This window comes from Phytoamicus setariae (assembly GCF_016722925.1).
In the GTDB taxonomy this organism is placed as follows: domain Bacteria; phylum Pseudomonadota; class Alphaproteobacteria; order Rhizobiales; family Rhizobiaceae; genus Rhizobium_E; species Rhizobium_E setariae.
The window spans coordinates 12,826-28,160 of sequence record NZ_JAEQNC010000008.1 but is presented as its reverse complement, the minus strand read 5'-3'; the positions used below and the strand labels follow the sequence as shown (position 1 = coordinate 28,160).

The window sequence follows — 15,335 nt, the reverse complement described above, 5'->3', positions numbered from 1 at the left end:
TCCCTGGCTTTCTAGAGGTAGAGTTTGGAGCGGATCTCGTAACGGTCGCCCCGCATGATCGAGACGGTGAATTCAAAGGGGCCGTGATTATCGGCGGCGATGCGATGGACGATGAAAGCAGGGCTTTCGGCGCGCACATCGAGCAACTCTGCGTCTTCGGCGCTGACCGAGCCGACCCGGTAGATTTCGCGCGCGACCTGCGGGGCGATGCCGTAGCGGTTGCGCAGCAATTCGTAGAGTGACGGCAGTGGACCGGTCATCGCAGAAAGACCGGGTACGCGGCTCACTGGCAGGTAGGCCGTCTGTATGCCGATCGGCAAATCGTTGCCCCCGCGCAGGCGGCGGATCATGCAGACAGGCGAGCCGGCGGGAATTTCCAGTGCATCGGCGACCTCGGAGGAGGCGGGGATCTCCGCCATCTCGATCAGGCGCGACCCTACGACGAGGCCACGCTCGGCCATTTCCTGTGTGAAGCTCGTCAGCCCGCGGACTCCGGCGATCACGGTGGAACTGCGCACGAAGGTGCCCCGGCCATGCTCGCGCCGCAGCAGCCCCGATTCCTCGAGGTTGCGCAGTGCGTGGCGAACGGTGATGCGGCTGACGCCCAAGAGTTCGCTCAGCTTCGCCTCGTTGGGTATCTGCGTGCCGTCGGTCCAGGTGCCGTCGGCGATCAGCGCCCTGAGCGCTTCGCCGGCCTGATGCCAGAGCGGTTCGGGTCGCCGGCGGTCGGGGCGGGCGAAAGTGGCCGGACCAGTCATGTCGAAATCTCCTTCCAGAGTGGGCTGCCCTGGGCCGCGATGGCCGCGCCGATGAGGCTCGCCCGCGGGCCAAAGCCGCCCGCCAAGAGTTGAATGTCCCGCAGATGCGGCGGCAGGTTGCGCCGCATCGCCGCCAGCAGCGGCGATGCCAGCACGTCGAGACTGTCGGCGACACCCCCCGATATGATCACTGAGCGACTACCGAGCAGGGCAACGGCACCGGCCAGTGCCGTTCCAAGCGCAGTGGCAGGCCCTTCAAGTGCGGCGAGGGCGCTTTCGTCACCGCCACGCGCCCGAGAGACCAGGGCGGCGCCATTGGCGAGCCCCGCCTGTCGGGCAAGCGCGTCCATCGCCCGTCCCGACGCCACGCGCTCCAGCCATCCGTGAACCTCGTCACCCGGATCGTCCGTAGCGGCCGACGCCCAGCCGAACGACGTTGCACCGCCCGAATGGCCGCGAACGATCCGCCCGTCAGCGAGCACCGCCGAGCCGATGCCGGTTCCGATCGCAAGCAGGATCGCATCGGAAAGGCCGCGCGCCACACCAAGCGCGGCTTCCGCCAGCAGCGCCATCTGCGCATCGTTTCCGAGCGCAATCACGATATCGGGCAAGAGGCTGGCAAGATCTACACTGTCGAGATAGGGCAGGTTCGGCACCCAGACGCAGCGCGTGCCGGATGCGAGGCCTGGAATGGCGATGCCGATCCGGCTTGCTGCATGCTCTTCGATCAGGCCACAGATGCGAGCGCGAAATTCCGCGAGATCCTGCGGTGCCGGCCAGTGGCCAAGGGACACGGGCGCGACCACATCGCCAGCCTTGGCCAGGCCTGCCCGCAGATTCGTACCCCCGAGATCGAAACTAAGGACGGCGCTCATCCCTTGACCCCCGCGCTGACGATGCTGTCGACAAAGAACCGCTGCAGGAAGACAAACAGCACCAGCGGCGGCAGGACCGCGAGCGTCGCCCCGGCCATGACCAGGTTAGTGTTCAGCGCTCCGCGATTGTAGCTCAGCAGGCGGCTGAGGCTGATGACGATCGGGTAGTTTTCTGTGTTGCCCTGCAGGATGGTCAGCGGCCAAAGATAGGTGTTCCAGTGATAGACGAAGGCGAACAGCGCCAGCGCCGCGATTGCCGGAATGATCGAAGGCGCCACGACCGAGAAGACGATGCGGAGCTCCGAGGCTCCGTCGACGCGGGCCGCATCGATCAGGTCGTCGGGGATGCCGGCAATGAACTGCCGCATCAGGAAGATACCGAATGCATTGGCGAGATTGGGCAGGATGACCCCGATCAGGCTGGCATTCAGCTCCATCGCGGAAACCATGCGATAGAGCGGGATAAGGGTGACGATCGGCGGTAGAAACATCGTCGAGATGAGCACGGCAAACAAGAGGTCCCGGCCGAAGAAGCGATATTTCGCAAATGCATAGCCGGCCATCAGCGAGGTGACGAGAATGCCCGCCGTCGCGGTCGTGGCGATGACGGCGGAATTCCAGAACGAGCGGCCGGCATCGATGACCGAGGCGACTTCGCCATAGACGGCCAGCGATGGGGAGCCCGGCAGCCAGACCGGCGGCGTCTGCATACTTTCTGCCGGTGTCTTCAGGCTCGAAAGCACCATCCAGACAAGCGGAAAGGCAGATGCGACGGCAACGAGGATGATGAGGACAAACAGCAGCACGTCGACCGTGCGCCGGCGGGCACGGCGAATTTTGAAGGTGCGACCTGTAACCACGGTCATTTTTCTTCTCCCTTTTCACGCGCAAGCGTAAAGATGAAGACGATGACCACGATCAGCGACAGCATCAGCATGACCGCCATGGCGGAGCCGAGCCCGCCCTGGGCGCGCTCTATGCCGACGCGGCGGATATAGAAGGTCAGAACACTGGTTGCGTTTGCAGGCCCGCCCTGCGTGATCAGCGCGACTGGCTCGAACACTTGCACGGCGTTAATAACGGCAATGACGGTGCTGAACAACAAGGTCCGCTTGAGCAGCGGCAGCGTCACGCCGAAGAATTCCTGGACCGGATTGGCCCCATCCACCTTTGCCGCTTCATAGAGCGTCGAGGGGATCTGGGTCATGCCGGCGATGGCCAGCACTGTGAAATAACCGACCTGCTGCCAGACATTGAGAACGACGATCGAGACAAGCGCGGTATCGGGTGACGAAAGCCACGGCTGCGGCGCAAGCCCGAACCACGCGAAGATCTGGTTTATGGGCCCTTCGGTGGGCGAATAGAGCTTGGACCAGACCAGAGCCACGGCAATCATCGGCACCATGTAGGTGGAAAACAGGATAGCGCGCAGCAGCTGCCCGCCCGCGACGCGGGTCTGGTAGACCAGGAGACCCAGGGCCACGGAAAGCGGCAGGATGACCACCACCGACAGCGCGGTATATATCGCGGTGTTGATGAAGGCGCCGCGGAAGTCGCGGCCCGCCGAAAGCGTTCCGAACAGATCCTCGTAATTCCGCAGACCCACGAAACGAGCCGTGCCGAAACTCGTCTGCGTCGACCATTGGTGAAACGACAACCATATGGTGAGCGCCATCGGTATGAAGATGAACACCCCGATCAGCACGACCGCCGGTGATACCATGACGAAGGTGGGATGCTTCAATGCGCGGTTCATGCCTGCTTTCCGGTGATTGCGGTGGACTGCATGCGCAATCCACCGCGAGCGCTGCCGCTTACTGGGCTGCGCGTTCGAGGATAGACGTGGCGTTTTCCTGCACGTTCTTCTGGGCGTCAGCAGCCGAGAGCTTGCCGTATTCGAGCTGCTCGAGCGTCTGCTGGATTTCCTCGGAGAATTCCTGCCCGCCGAGCACCACCGGGAAGGCGCGCGCATCGGCCAGCGAGGCGACGTAGCCTTCGAGGAACGGACGGCCAAGCGCATCCTTGTAGGCGGCGATGTCCGAGGTCCGCGATGGCAAGATGCCCATGGACTGCAGGATGTCGGCCATCGCCGATGCGCCCTTCTCGCCGGAACCCTGGCCATTCAGCCAGGCCAGGAAGTCCCAGGCGGCCGTGCGTTCGGCGTCGCTGGCAGACGCGTTGACGACGGTCATCCAAGAATAGGAGATGGAGTGAGCCTTGTCGCCGCTCGGGCCGACCGGGATGGGCGCCGTGCCGATATCGGCGAACTTGTCGCCCATGCCGGCCTTCAGCGCGCTTTCCCACCAGTTGGCCATGATGATCATGCCGGTCTTGCCGGAAACGAAATTGTCGAGGAACGGACCCGTCGTGTTGGCGTCGGCCGTGCCCATGGCGGGAACCGAATAGCCGTCCTTGACGAAGGTATCGTAGAGCTCGAATGTCTCCTTGGCCGCCTGGCTGTCGAGCTTGGGTTTGCCGTCCTCGATCAGGTTGCCGCCATTCGAGGCCAGCAGCGAGGCGAAGGGATGAACGACGCCTGCCGCCCACGAATTGATGAAGCCAAAACCCTGCTGGGTGACTTGATCGCCATTTTTCTTGGTCAGCTTGGCGGCCGCGTCCTTGAACTCCGCCCATGTCGCCGGAGGCTTTTCGATGCCCGCTTCCTTGAAGAGCGCCTTGTTGTAGTTCAGGGCGTAGACGTTGATTTCGTTGGGAATGCCGTAGATCGTTCCCTTGACACCCGCAGCCGCGGCGATGCCTTCGGACCAGTTGGCCTGGACATCCTTGGCAACGGCTTCCGGCGCCTGCGCGACAAGCCCGTCGCGCACGAGTTCGGGCAGCCAGAGGTCGTAGATGCTGGCAATAGTCGGCGCGCCGCCCGAGCGGATGGTCGTCAGGAGGTCACCGAACGGCACCGCGCGGACCGATACGGTGACGCCCGGATGCTGGGAACTGTAGGCGCCCGCCGCCTTCTCGAGAAGTGCGACGGTTTCGGGCGACCAGTGGGTGAGATACGTGAGCTCGATGTCCTGGGCATTGGCGGCAAAAGGCGCAAATAGGGACGCTGCAAGTGCCCCCGCCAAAGTGATTCCGGTCAAAGTTTTCATTTTTCCCCTCGGAATGTGCTGTGAATTTATCGGGTAGTGCGCATTTCCGAGATAGGTTATAACAACATAATCTTTTGTTTGTAAATCGTACTGTGGAGCATAATTTCCATGACATCGCTCGAAGGCCGGATTCTGACGGCCGGTGGCTTCGTCTCCGGACACCTGACCGTCAGCGCCGCTTTCTAGGCGCGGGACATCTGCGCTGCTGCTCGGATCAGGCCGCCGTCCCGGTGACCGCCTTCCAATGTGCGATCGCTCTGAGGCGATGCAGATGGACGGCAATGGCTGAGTGCTTCTAGCGTGGCGGGACGAAGAGATTTCGGACCGCTTGCATCGCACGCTCGCGCTTTCGCAGAGTCGGTTGTGAATTTACGGCGCGGTTATTCAAGCCTTTGTGTGATCGGTGCTCGACCGTAGGCATGAGCTGACGCCGTGCCGCACCGTAGGAGCGAAGCTTGTCCATGACGATGCGTTTCGGCAAGCCCCCGCGGCCTCATCAATCGGATCAGCAAGCGTCTGGCGGCATTTCTCTACTGCGAAGATTTTGCGACAAAAACAAGTCAATGCGCCATTTTCGCAGACAGCTACGTGCCGAGGACGATCGCACCACCTGTCAATCCCGCCCCTGCAGCGGTGAGCAACAGTTTTTCTCCAGACTCCAACCGCCGCTGTCCATTCGCGATGGACAGCGATAGCGGGATGGTTGCAGCGGAAGAATTGCCAAAAGTTTCGATTGTGCGAACTGTCCTTGTGGGCTCGATGCCAAGGGTGTCGCAGACCGCGTCGAACATTCGCGCATTGGCCTGATGCGGAATAAATCGAGTGACGTCTGAGGCATTTAACCCCGCCTGCTCCAGTGCCTTGCGAGAGGTTTTTGTCATCAGGGCGACTGCGCGCGAAAACACCTCACGGCCGTCCCGCATTGTCATCAGGAACTCTTCCGCAGCTATGTCGCTGGCGAACGGCCTGTTGCTGCCGCCGGCTGGGATGGTAATCAGTTCATAGCCACTGCCGTCTGCGGCCAATTCCGCCGCTAGAACGCCGCTCCCACGATCACGCGTCGGAGCCAATACCACGGCGCCGGCGGCATCCGCAAAAAGGATGGCACTCGCCCTTTCGGCGGGATTGATGCGGCGGCTGAGGATATTGGCGGCGACCACCAGCACCGCGCGACCATGAGTACGGACGAAGCCATCGGCCAGGGTCAGTGCGTAGAGAAAACCTGAACAGGCGCCGGCCAGATCGATGGCCCCGGCGTTCGTGAGGCCCAGGCGATGTGCCAGAAGCGGCGCCGACGGCGGCAGCAGGTGGTCAGGCGTCGAGGTTGCGAGCAGCGTCAGCGCGATTTCCTGCGGCGCAATTCCCGCATCGTCAAGCGCCATCTTCCCGGCCTTTGCGGCCAGACTGCTCAGCGTGTCCCCATCCTCGGCCCAATGTCGTGTCCGGATACCGGTTCTACGCTCGATCCAGCCATCCTCAAGACCCAATTGCTTCTCGATCTCCGCATTCTCCACGCGACGGCCAGGAACAGCATGGCCAAAACCGACAAGCCGGGAAGCGCAGGCGGAGACCATCAGCCCTGTCCCAGCACGGTGGAGGCAACCTCATCGATAGCGTCATAAGCGCGGTCGAGATCGGACTCACTCACGCAATAGGGCGGCATTAGATAGATGACATTGCCGAGTGGACGGATGAGCAGTCCACGTTCCCGGAACAGAGCCCTCATCCGCGGCCCGACTTCGGCGAGATAGCCGCCAGCGGGCACTTTGAGATCGAGTGCAGCGATCGTTCCGGCCTGTCGGATGTTGGCAAAACGTTTGTCACCTTCGAACCTGGAAAGTCTCGTTCTGTGAAATTGTCCAATGCCGTGAATTCGTTCCCCGACCGGTTCCGTCCGCCAGACCTCAAGATTGGCGACGGCGGCCGCGCAGGCGATCGGGTTTGCCGTATAGGAACTCGAATGAAAGAAGGTCTTGCGCCGGTCCGTGGAAAGGTGGGCGTCAAATATTTCTCCGGTGCAGAGCGTCGCCGCGAGCGGCAACGCGCCGCCGGTGAGTCCCTTGGACGTACACATTATGTCCGGCAAGATTCCCGCCTGCTCGCAGGCAAACATGGCGCCGGTCCGGCCCCAGCCCGTCATCACTTCATCGGCGATGAACAGGCAACCATAGCGGCTGGCAATCTCTTTCAGTCCGGCAAGCACCTTCGCGTCATACATCTTCATACCGCCGGCACCCAGGACCAGGGGCTCGATCAGCAAGGCAGCAACACCTCCGGATTTACAGTACGTTTCGAAAGCAGCAAGCGTCGCTTGTTCATCACCCGGTTCGGGAAATGGCAGTTGATCGACACCGAACAGCAACGGCTCATAGGCAGCATTGAACACACCGCGCGCACCCGTCGACATGGTGCCGATCGTATCACCGTGATAGCCATGCTCCATCACCACGATCCGGTTGCGTGGCGTGCCAGAATTGTGGAAGTAACCGAGCGCCATCTTGAGCGCCACCTCCACTGCCGTCGAGCCACTGTCCGAGTAGAACACATGCTGCAAGCCGGCCGGCGCAATTTCGATCAGGCCCCTGGCGAGTTGCTCGGCGGGGGCATGCGTGTATTCGGCGAAGATGATCTGGTCGTAAGTTTCAGTCGCCGTACGAATTGCCTGCATGATTGTAGGATGGCGATGACCGTGCGTGATGACCCACCACGACGAAATGGCATCGAGCATGCGATGGCCGTTTTCATCGGTGAGATAGGCGCCTTCTGTCGCGACGATACGTTTCATCGGCGGCTCCAGCGCATGCTGGGTGAAGGGGTGCCAGACGGGCGAGCGGGTCATGCGAAGGTCTCCGTAAAACAGGCCAGGTCGAAATTCTCCCGGAAGGCATCCCGGAGAGTATCGGCAATGACCGGCTGCAGCAGGGGCAAACGACCAAGCGAGCGGGTGCCTCCGAGCTTGGTGATGATCCGTTGCGTCTCGCGGTTCTCATCGCCGATGAAGGCGACGCCGAACACCGGAATAGCCCGATGTCTCAGCGCTTCCAGCGAAAGCAGCGTGTGGTTGATCGTCCCCAATGACGTCCTGGCGCATAGGATGACCGGGATCTGCCAGAGGGCGAAGATATCGGCGAAGACCACCCCCTCCGAAAGCGGCACCAGTAGACCTCCCGCGCCTTCGATCACCAGCGCTCCGTCCGTGACCGGAGGAACGAGGCGTGCGGGGTCGATGACAACGCCATCGATCCGGGCTGAAAGATGCGGTGAAGCCGGCGTTATGAGACGATAGGCTTCCGGAACAATGCGTTCCCGCGGGATTCGCCCGAGCCGCGAGACCGTCTCGCTGTCGGTTTTCTCGTCGAGCCCGGACTGAACGGGCTTCCAATAATAGCCGCCCAATGCATCGGTGAGCGCTGCGGCCAGCATCGTTTTGCCGATGCCGGTATCTGTGCCGGAGACGACAAAGCGAGGCGTCATGGTCGCCCCTCCTCCGCGATCACCCTGGCAAGCCGCTCGAACATGTCGGCAATCTGGCCCTCATCGACATTAAGCGTGATGGCAATGCGAAGGCGCGCGGTGCCCTCCGGCACGGTTGGCGGCCTGATCGCCCTGATATCGAACCCATCAGCGCGCATCCGCTCGGCGATCCACAACGCACGGGCATTGTCGCCGATCATCACGGGCAGGATTTGCGAACCGCTTCCGTCCATGCCAAGCGCCGAATTGAGTTGCGCATTGGCAAACGCCCTGAGCTTCTCGAGCTTGCCCCGCCGCTCCGGCTCATCGGCCAGAATACGTAGCGCTTCCCGAACACCGGCTGCCATCAAGGGCGATGGCGCCGTCGAATAGATAAAACTACGGGCACGGTTGACGAGATAGTCAGATAGGACAGTCGGCGTGCTCAACAGCGCGCCGGAGACGCCGAGTGCCTTGCCGCAAGTGTGGAGCGCGAGAATATTCTGGCGATGCTGGAGTTCCGCGCCGAACCCGCGGCCGCCTGGCCCGAACACGCCCGTCGCATGCGCCTCGTCGATCACGAGAAAGCCATCATGCCGGTCAGCCAACGCCGCAAGCTCGGAAATCGGCGCCCTGTCACCATCCATCGAATAGAGGCTTTCTACCGCGATCCATGGATGACCCGAGCCGCCGCTGTGCCGCCATTGCCGGATCGCCCGGTCAATAGCCTCGACTTCGTTGTGCTGCACGGAAATTGCCTTCGCCTTGCTCTGAGACATACCTTCATGCACGCTTGCATGGATCAGCGCGTCGTGGACGATGATGTCCTCACGCTGTGGCAAGGTCGAGAAAAGCGCGACATTGGCAGCATATCCGCTACAGAAGTAAAGCACCCTTTCCGCCCCAAAGAAGCGCGCAGCTTCCACCTCAAGTGCCTCATGCTCAGGATGATTGCCACGCAGGAGCCGTGAGCCGCCGACACCCGCAGGCACACCCCTGTCGAGCGCGGCTGATATCGCCGCCTTCAAACGTGGCGCGTTGGCGAGCCCCAGATAGTCGTTGGAAGTGAAGTCAATTCCGTTCTGAGGAACGAGGGTCCGGATCCGGGCCTTGCGGCGCAGCCCCGCGATCGTGGCCTCGTAGCGGGCGAGCCCCGCCTCGCTCATTCCGCAGGCTCCAGCGACAGGGGCACCAGGCCGAGCCGCCGGAAGAGCGCCGCATCATGATCTTCGCCAGGATTGTCCGCTGTCAGAAGTGTCTCGCCGACGAAAATCGAATTGGCGCCGGCGAAAAAACAGAGCGCCTGCGTCTCGTCGCTCATATCGGTGCGGCCGGCGGACAGACGCACATACGAACGCGGCATCAGGATGCGCGCGAGCGCGATGGCGCGCACGAAATCAATCGGATCGATCGGGGCAGCATCCTCAAGCCTGGAGCCCGGGATCGGGATCAGCATGTTGATCGGCACACTCTCCGGGGGCGTTGGCAGATTGGCAAGGGTCACCAGCATGGAAATGCGGTCCTCGGCCGTTTCGCCCATACCGAGGATGCCGCCTGCGCAGACCTTGATACCGGCATCGCGAACATTGGCGAGGGTGTCCAATCGGTCTTCGAATGTGCGGGTAGTAATGATCTCGGAATAATAGCGCTCCGATGTATCGATGTTGTGATTGTAGTAGTCGAGCCCCGCAGCCGCGAGACGTAGCGACTGGTCCGGCGTCAACATGCCGAGTGTCATACAGGTTTCGAGACCAAGCGAACGCACGCCTTGAACCATCGCGACCAACGCGTCCATGTCCCGATCCTTGGGATTGCGCCAGGCGGCGCCCATGCAGTAGCGGGTGGCGCCGCCCTTTCTGGCTTTGCGCGCCTCGTCGAGGACCCGTTCGACCTCCATCAGCTTCGATGCTTTGAGGCCGGTGGGATAATGAGCGGACTGGCTGCAGTAGCCGCAATCTTCCGCACAGCCGCCTGTCTTGATCGACAAAAGCCGGCTCATCTGAACCGCGTTCGGATCGAAATGCTGGCGATGAATCTGTTGTGCACGGAAGAGAAGATCATTGAACGGCGAATTATAGATAATCTGCGCCTCCACCAGCGTGATCGTCTGGCTTGAGGCGCGATTTTCGGAAAAACGATCATTCTTTGCCGTAATATTCAGACACATGCGATCTCGCCCTTGCTTCATAATAGATAGAATCAATTTTTATCTATAATTTTGCAAAGGACACAAACTGGCAACCGCCCATTCCGCGAATGAACGACGAGTCAGACAACCAGAAGGAGATTAGAGTCGCAAAGGGGATCCGGCCGATGCCCCTGAAGTGGTATACTCCTGGGGGAAATCAATGGGTTGAGCCGAGACCTATCCCTCGATTGCGAATGCGGCATGTGTTGCGCCTGAAGCGTATTGAATGGGCTTCTGACCAATTCGCTGAACGTGACGTTCGAGCACGACGACTGCCTGATCGACTTTCCCCTTCCTGAGATAGTCGAGAATGGCGTGATGGTCGGCATCCACCCTCGGCTCCCATCCGGAGCGCCAGGTCGCAAACAGGAACCGCGACCCAACCATATGAAGATCGTCGATGGCGGCCAAAAGCCTTGGCATCTCGCATGGCACCAGGAGAAGCCTGTGAAACAGACGGTTCGATTCGTCCCATGACCTGATGTCGGCGGCATCGTCGCCTGCCACCATCGCCGCATCCGCCTTATCCAGAATGAACGGAGTTAAATGCGGCGCCGCGTGCCTGAGCGCCAGCCCTTCCAGAACCGAGCGCATGCGGGCAACTTCCTGCACCTCAGCCAATGAGAACGATGCGACCCGCACGCCACGGCGCGCCTCGCTGACGGCAAGCCCCTGAGCTTCAAGGCGCCGGAAAGCCTCCCGCACCGGCACATGGCTGGCACCGAACTCCTCGGCAATGTGATCCTGTCTGAGTTTGCTGCCTGGCTCCAGCACGCCAGTGATAATCCGGTCCGCGAGAACGCGGCTGATGCGATTGGCAATCGTGTCTTCTGTGGCAATGTTCATATTTTATAGATAATTTCTGCAAGCGATGCTGTCGAGGCCATATTACTCAGATAGCCAGTCCTAAAGCGATATACTCTTCAACGAGAATTGCTCTTGATATCAGCCCGAACCTTCGGCCCACTGGAGTTGGCCAATATTCCTATGCTGCGTGGCCGAATGAATACTCTGAGCGGTTCGCGCAGGCCGGGATAGAAACATTCCTTTGACGGCGAATTATTCCGGGTTTCTCCGGGAAAATCGGTTCTGAATAAGAAGGACAGGGATAAAATTAGTCCTAACAGGAACTCTTTTGGTAGAATAACAAATGTCGGCGTCGACTGACAGTCGCATTCAATTTGACAGCCGAAAGCTATAATAATTCAACTATTTACATAAAAAAAGCCTGCAAAAGCAGGCTTTATGTTTGGTTGCGGGGGCCTGATGACACAGAGACTTGTAATTTCAGACATATAGCACCCGGCAAAGCGGAAATGATTTCCGCATTGGGCCAAAAACAGCCGTTTGCCCCGTCCGGAATGCGTTGTGGATTCAACTGATCGCGGCAACACACTGTGCGAACTTCTCTGCTGGGGTCTGATAACGCAAGGTCTTTCTGGGACGTTCGTTGAGTTGCCGCGATCAGTTGAACCCACAGCCAAGAGCGGAAATCTTTTCTGCTTTCGGTTCGACTTTCTGCCTGTCCGCTTTGCGCCAATAGCGGTCATATCACGAAGCGTTCGCGAAGGTCCGCTCCCGACCCCATTGTGGTCGTTCAAACGGGACCGTTAGTTCCCCAAAAGACGTCGTTCTTGGAGCGTCAAGCTGCCTCCATCATCGGCACCCTCCGGTTCGAGCGCGCGGGGTGACTGCCTTGAGCAAACACCGCCGACGGCGATGGCGAGATGTTCAGCGAACGCGTTTTTCATGCCGCCCGTTCCGAAATCGCCGTGCCCGCCGCCCAGCCGGACGACCACGCCCACTGGAAATTGTAGCCGCCGAGCCAGCCGGTGACATCGGCCACCTCGCCGATGAAATAGAGCCCGTCGACGGTTTTGGCCTCCATCGTCCGCGAAATCAGACCGTCCGTGTCGACTCCACCAAGCGTCACCTCGGCTGTACGGTAGCCTTCCGAGCCGATCGGAAAAACCTCCCAGTTCTGAAGAGTCGCGGCGATGGCGGTGAGCTTTCTGTCGCTCGCCTCGCCGATCGGTCCGGTCCAGCCATGGGTCTCGGCGAGATGGGCGGCCAAGCGTTTGGGCAGGATGTCGCTGAGCACGGTCGAGATCGCACGGCGTCCGTTTTCTCGCTTGGCCGAGGCAAGCGAGGCAATGACGTTGTCGCCGGGCAAAAAAGCGATGCGGATCGGCTGCCTTTCGCGCCAGTAGGACGAGATTTGCAGGATCGCCGGCCCGGAAAGGCCTCGATGCGTGAAGAGCAATGCTTCCTCGAACGCCGTTTTGCCGCAGGACACGCGCGCGTTGGCCGCGACGCCCGCCATCTCTCTAAATCCGGCGAGGACGTCCTCGCCGAAGGTGAGCGGTACGAGTGCCGGGCGCGTTTCGGTGATGGCGAGTGCGAATTTTTCCGCGATCTGGTAGCCAAGACCGGTCGCGCCCATTTTTGGAATAGACTTGCCGCCGCAGGCGACGACGAAATGCCGGCAGCGGATTATCGCTGCCCGATCGCCGCCGAGGGTGACGGTAAAGCCGCTAACGTCGCGCTCGATTGATTCGAGCATGGTGCCCAAGCACAATTCGCAACCGACCTGGTTCATCTCGTCTAGAAGCATCGAAATAATCTGTTTCGCCGAAGTGTCGCAGAAGAGCTGGCCGAGCGTCTTCTCGTGCCAGGCGATGCCGTGTTTTTCGACGAGCGCGATGAAATCGTGCTGCGTGTAGCGACCCAGGGCCGACTTGGAGAAATGCGGGTTATCAGAGATGAAGTTCTTCGCGCTCGTGCCGATATTGGTGAAATTGCAACGGCCACCGCCGGAGATGCGGATCTTCTCGCCCGGTGCCTTCGCATGATCCACTACCAGCACGCGGCCGCCGCGCGCAGCGGCATGGATCGCGCACATCATGCCCGCCGCGCCCGCGCCGAGGATAACGGTGTCGAAGGTTTCACGCTGCATGGGATGCAGCACTTGCCCGTGCAGGGCAGCTTACCAATAAGGCCAGCCTCGTAGTCACTTGGAACATCGTAGTTTAGTCTCGCTGGCACTCGGATCGGAGAGAAACATGAACAGAAGAGGGTTATGGCACGCAATCGCCAGCGATAACAATCCTGACCGGATCATGGCGAAACCAATCATTTTGCGCATTTGGGCCTATGCAGTCTCCAAGGCGGTGCCGCTGGGGGCGCGTTACCGACGCGTCCCATTCGCCTGATGAAGGCTGCTCTCGCAATGGAGCCGCCCGAAACCTGCCTGTCCGCTACCGACCCCAAATTCATCCGTAGGTCGATCTAACCTCAAATGTCCGCTGTGGACCCAATAGCTGCCATGACCTCACGGCTGCTCTGCGCCAATAGCGGTCATGGAAAGGCGGCGCAAACCATGTGCGCCGCCGTCGAACGCAAGATTTCCATGTCGCTACTACCGCAGCGTCACTTCACTTCCTCGAAATCATTCGGTTTCCACAAACCGTTGAAAGCTGGTCCTTCAGGCCCATAAAGCCGCAGATAGACGAACCATCCCTTGCCTGGAATCGTCTTGATCCAATGCCCCTCATGGCCGCTCGGCTCGTTGGGGCCAAAATAGAGATCGACGGTCCCTTCCTTTGGTATGTCTTTCAGCTCAGCCAGCGAACGCAGCGCCGCCTTGTCCTGATCAGTCCTTATCTGCGATCTGCTTATGGCATCGTAGACGGTGACCGACCAGAAGAGCTTCTGAGGAACAGGCAGCGGGATACTCAGCTTGTAGGTCTTGCTACCGTCGAGATATGCGTTGTCCTTATCTCGAAGCCCCAACCAATAAAGTGATCCGGCCCCTTCCACCCGAAGGACCATTTTGGGAGACATTCCCACGGCCTGTGAATACCACCGGTCGCGGGCCTCAAGATCGATGCCTGTCGGCAATTCGAAGTCACCGTTTTCCCAGCGAAGGGTCGCATATTCCCATTTGCGGTCCGGCCACACAAAACGGTCGGGACGGCTGCTGGCAAAGCCCGCAACCAGCATCTGGTCCCGGCCTGCCTTGGCCGCCTTTTGAAGGATCGCCTTCATGCGGTCATCTGGCTGGAACGGCTTGCCCTTTTCGATACCGAGCATGGCGAGCATGCCATACATCGGCCGGAACTCTTCAGGGGCGGTTTCTTCCTGGACGACCTTGTTCAGCTTTTCCCAGTATTGAAAATTGTCTTCCCATCGCAGCGGCGTGACATCCACCTCGTCGTTGGTACGATCCACGTACTGATAGGGTGACGGATTGTCCGCCTGCGACAACGGATAGAGCTTGATGTTCTTCTGCGCTTCCACGCCCGCTTTCATGTCACCGTTCGGGGGAAGCGCACGTGCCCCAACCAGTACGATGTTGGTCTTCGACTGCGAGACGAAGTAGCCCGGCGGAATTTCACCCTTGTAGTCAGGAGGCAAAATCAGGTGTTTGCCACCTTTGCCCGCATCGGGGCCTGGAAGACCGATGTCCGCGATCCACCCGAAATTATGGTCGTTGACGATACCCAGATATGCGCCTGGCGGCAGCTCGATGACGAAAGGCCCACTTTCCTTCAGATTCAGCACGCCGCCCATGTAAGGCGTGTCGGAGTTTCCCGTGTAAAGGGTGTGGCGTGGACCACCCGCAAGGACGAGGACCCCCTTGTTGTCGAGAACGCCAGCCTCACGTGTTCCCTGAAAGGTCCCCTCCATGGAAACGGTCGGGTAGAAGAAACGGTATGTCTGGATCGCCCGCTGGTAATCCTGCTCGTCCTGAACATGGGCTGCCGTCTCGGCCGTCGGATAGCCGCCCTTGAACTCGTAATCCTGCGCTCCTGCAATCGGCACAGAAACAGCCAGCCATCCAAGAGCGGTGAACGCAAGCGTCGCGAAATGCATCGGGGTTCTCCTCATGTGAATCTGTTTTCCAGCCACAGCTTTTTCGTTGGACTCAGTTTCACCTGCAGCTGCGGCGATC

Annotated in this window: 13 protein-coding genes and 1 pseudogene; all 14 read right to left on the bottom strand. The window is 60.3% G+C overall.

From position 1 onward, the window contains the following. Positions 1–11 precede the first annotated feature (11 nt). The 14 genes and pseudogenes from JJB09_RS15190 to JJB09_RS15125 all read right to left on the bottom strand — a co-directional run bounded on the left by JJB09_RS15190 (position 12) and on the right by JJB09_RS15125 (position 15,256). Positions 12–758, bottom strand: a complete 747-nt coding sequence (locus tag JJB09_RS15190) for a GntR family transcriptional regulator (RefSeq protein ID WP_201659783.1) — start codon at positions 756–758, stop codon at positions 12–14. Next, on the bottom strand, positions 755–1,633 hold the full coding sequence (locus JJB09_RS15185) for an ROK family protein (protein ID WP_201659781.1): 879 nt from the start codon (positions 1,631–1,633) through the stop codon (positions 755–757). The genes JJB09_RS15190 and JJB09_RS15185 overlap by 4 nt, the downstream gene beginning before the upstream one ends. Beyond that, positions 1,630–2,499, bottom strand: coding sequence for a carbohydrate ABC transporter permease (locus JJB09_RS15180; RefSeq protein WP_201659778.1), 870 nt, complete (start codon positions 2,497–2,499; stop codon positions 1,630–1,632). Before JJB09_RS15180 ends, JJB09_RS15185 begins: the two co-directional genes overlap by 4 nt. Further along, on the bottom strand, positions 2,496–3,389 hold the full coding sequence (locus JJB09_RS15175; RefSeq protein WP_201659775.1) for a carbohydrate ABC transporter permease: 894 nt from the start codon (positions 3,387–3,389) through the stop codon (positions 2,496–2,498). Before JJB09_RS15175 ends, JJB09_RS15180 begins: the two co-directional genes overlap by 4 nt. 58 nt (positions 3,390–3,447) lie before the next feature. Then, a complete protein-coding gene (locus JJB09_RS15170) occupies positions 3,448–4,740 on the bottom strand; it encodes an ABC transporter substrate-binding protein (RefSeq protein WP_201659772.1) in 1,293 nt (430 codons plus the stop codon). Between the two features lie 214 nt (positions 4,741–4,954). Further along, positions 4,955–5,264: pseudogene (locus JJB09_RS15165) on the bottom strand (DDE-type integrase/transposase/recombinase); the annotation flags it as partial. Between the two features lie 60 nt (positions 5,265–5,324). Continuing rightward, positions 5,325–6,314 (bottom strand): beta-ketoacyl-ACP synthase III, encoded by a 990-nt coding sequence (locus JJB09_RS15160; protein WP_201659769.1) that lies wholly within the window; start codon positions 6,312–6,314, stop codon positions 5,325–5,327. Continuing rightward, positions 6,314–7,579, bottom strand: a complete 1,266-nt coding sequence (locus JJB09_RS15155; RefSeq protein WP_201659766.1) for an adenosylmethionine--8-amino-7-oxononanoate transaminase — start codon at positions 7,577–7,579, stop codon at positions 6,314–6,316. The genes JJB09_RS15160 and JJB09_RS15155 overlap by 1 nt, the downstream gene beginning before the upstream one ends. Next, on the bottom strand, positions 7,576–8,214 hold the full coding sequence (gene bioD / locus JJB09_RS15150) for a dethiobiotin synthase (RefSeq protein WP_201659763.1): 639 nt from the start codon (positions 8,212–8,214) through the stop codon (positions 7,576–7,578). The genes JJB09_RS15155 and bioD overlap by 4 nt, the downstream gene beginning before the upstream one ends. After that, entirely contained in the window at positions 8,211–9,359 is a 1,149-nt protein-coding gene (locus JJB09_RS15145) for an 8-amino-7-oxononanoate synthase (protein ID WP_201659760.1), read from the bottom strand. The genes bioD and JJB09_RS15145 overlap by 4 nt, the downstream gene beginning before the upstream one ends. After that, positions 9,356–10,360, bottom strand: a complete 1,005-nt coding sequence (bioB, locus tag JJB09_RS15140) for a biotin synthase BioB (RefSeq protein WP_201659757.1) — start codon at positions 10,358–10,360, stop codon at positions 9,356–9,358. Before bioB ends, JJB09_RS15145 begins: the two co-directional genes overlap by 4 nt. Positions 10,361–10,558: 198 nt before the next feature. Next, complete coding sequence (locus tag JJB09_RS15135) at positions 10,559–11,227, bottom strand: GntR family transcriptional regulator (protein ID WP_201659754.1); 669 nt, start codon at positions 11,225–11,227, stop codon at positions 10,559–10,561. A 901-nt stretch (positions 11,228–12,128) separates the two neighbouring features. Then, complete coding sequence (locus tag JJB09_RS15130) at positions 12,129–13,337, bottom strand: BaiN/RdsA family NAD(P)/FAD-dependent oxidoreductase (RefSeq protein WP_201659752.1); 1,209 nt, start codon at positions 13,335–13,337, stop codon at positions 12,129–12,131. A gap of 473 nt (positions 13,338–13,810) precedes the next feature. Then, on the bottom strand, positions 13,811–15,256 hold the full coding sequence (locus JJB09_RS15125; RefSeq protein ID WP_201659749.1) for a DUF1254 domain-containing protein: 1,446 nt from the start codon (positions 15,254–15,256) through the stop codon (positions 13,811–13,813). Positions 15,257–15,335 lie beyond the last annotated feature (79 nt).

Excerpts from the sequence above, each read along its gene's own strand:
- JJB09_RS15170 (WP_201659772.1), bottom strand. The coding sequence starts at position 4,740 with ATGAAAACTTTGACCGGAATCACTTTGGCGGGGGCACTTGCAGCGTCC.
- bioB (WP_201659757.1), bottom strand. The coding sequence starts at position 10,360 with ATGTGTCTGAATATTACGGCAAAGAATGATCGTTTTTCCGAAAATCGC.
- bioD (WP_201659763.1), bottom strand. The coding sequence starts at position 8,214 with ATGACGCCTCGCTTTGTCGTCTCCGGCACAGATACCGGCATCGGCAAA.
- JJB09_RS15190 (WP_201659783.1), bottom strand. The coding sequence starts at position 758 with ATGACTGGTCCGGCCACTTTCGCCCGCCCCGACCGCCGGCGACCCGAA.
- JJB09_RS15130 (WP_201659752.1), bottom strand. The coding sequence starts at position 13,337 with ATGCAGCGTGAAACCTTCGACACCGTTATCCTCGGCGCGGGCGCGGCG.
- JJB09_RS15185 (WP_201659781.1), bottom strand. The coding sequence starts at position 1,633 with ATGAGCGCCGTCCTTAGTTTCGATCTCGGGGGTACGAATCTGCGGGCA.
- JJB09_RS15155 (WP_201659766.1), bottom strand. The coding sequence starts at position 7,579 with ATGACCCGCTCGCCCGTCTGGCACCCCTTCACCCAGCATGCGCTGGAG.
- JJB09_RS15175 (WP_201659775.1), bottom strand. The coding sequence starts at position 3,389 with ATGAACCGCGCATTGAAGCATCCCACCTTCGTCATGGTATCACCGGCG.
- JJB09_RS15135 (WP_201659754.1), bottom strand. The coding sequence starts at position 11,227 with ATGAACATTGCCACAGAAGACACGATTGCCAATCGCATCAGCCGCGTT.
- JJB09_RS15160 (WP_201659769.1), bottom strand. The coding sequence starts at position 6,314 with ATGGTCTCCGCCTGCGCTTCCCGGCTTGTCGGTTTTGGCCATGCTGTT.
- JJB09_RS15180 (WP_201659778.1), bottom strand. The coding sequence starts at position 2,499 with ATGACCGTGGTTACAGGTCGCACCTTCAAAATTCGCCGTGCCCGCCGG.
- JJB09_RS15145 (WP_201659760.1), bottom strand. The coding sequence starts at position 9,359 with ATGAGCGAGGCGGGGCTCGCCCGCTACGAGGCCACGATCGCGGGGCTG.
- JJB09_RS15125 (WP_201659749.1), bottom strand. The coding sequence starts at position 15,256 with ATGCATTTCGCGACGCTTGCGTTCACCGCTCTTGGATGGCTGGCTGTT.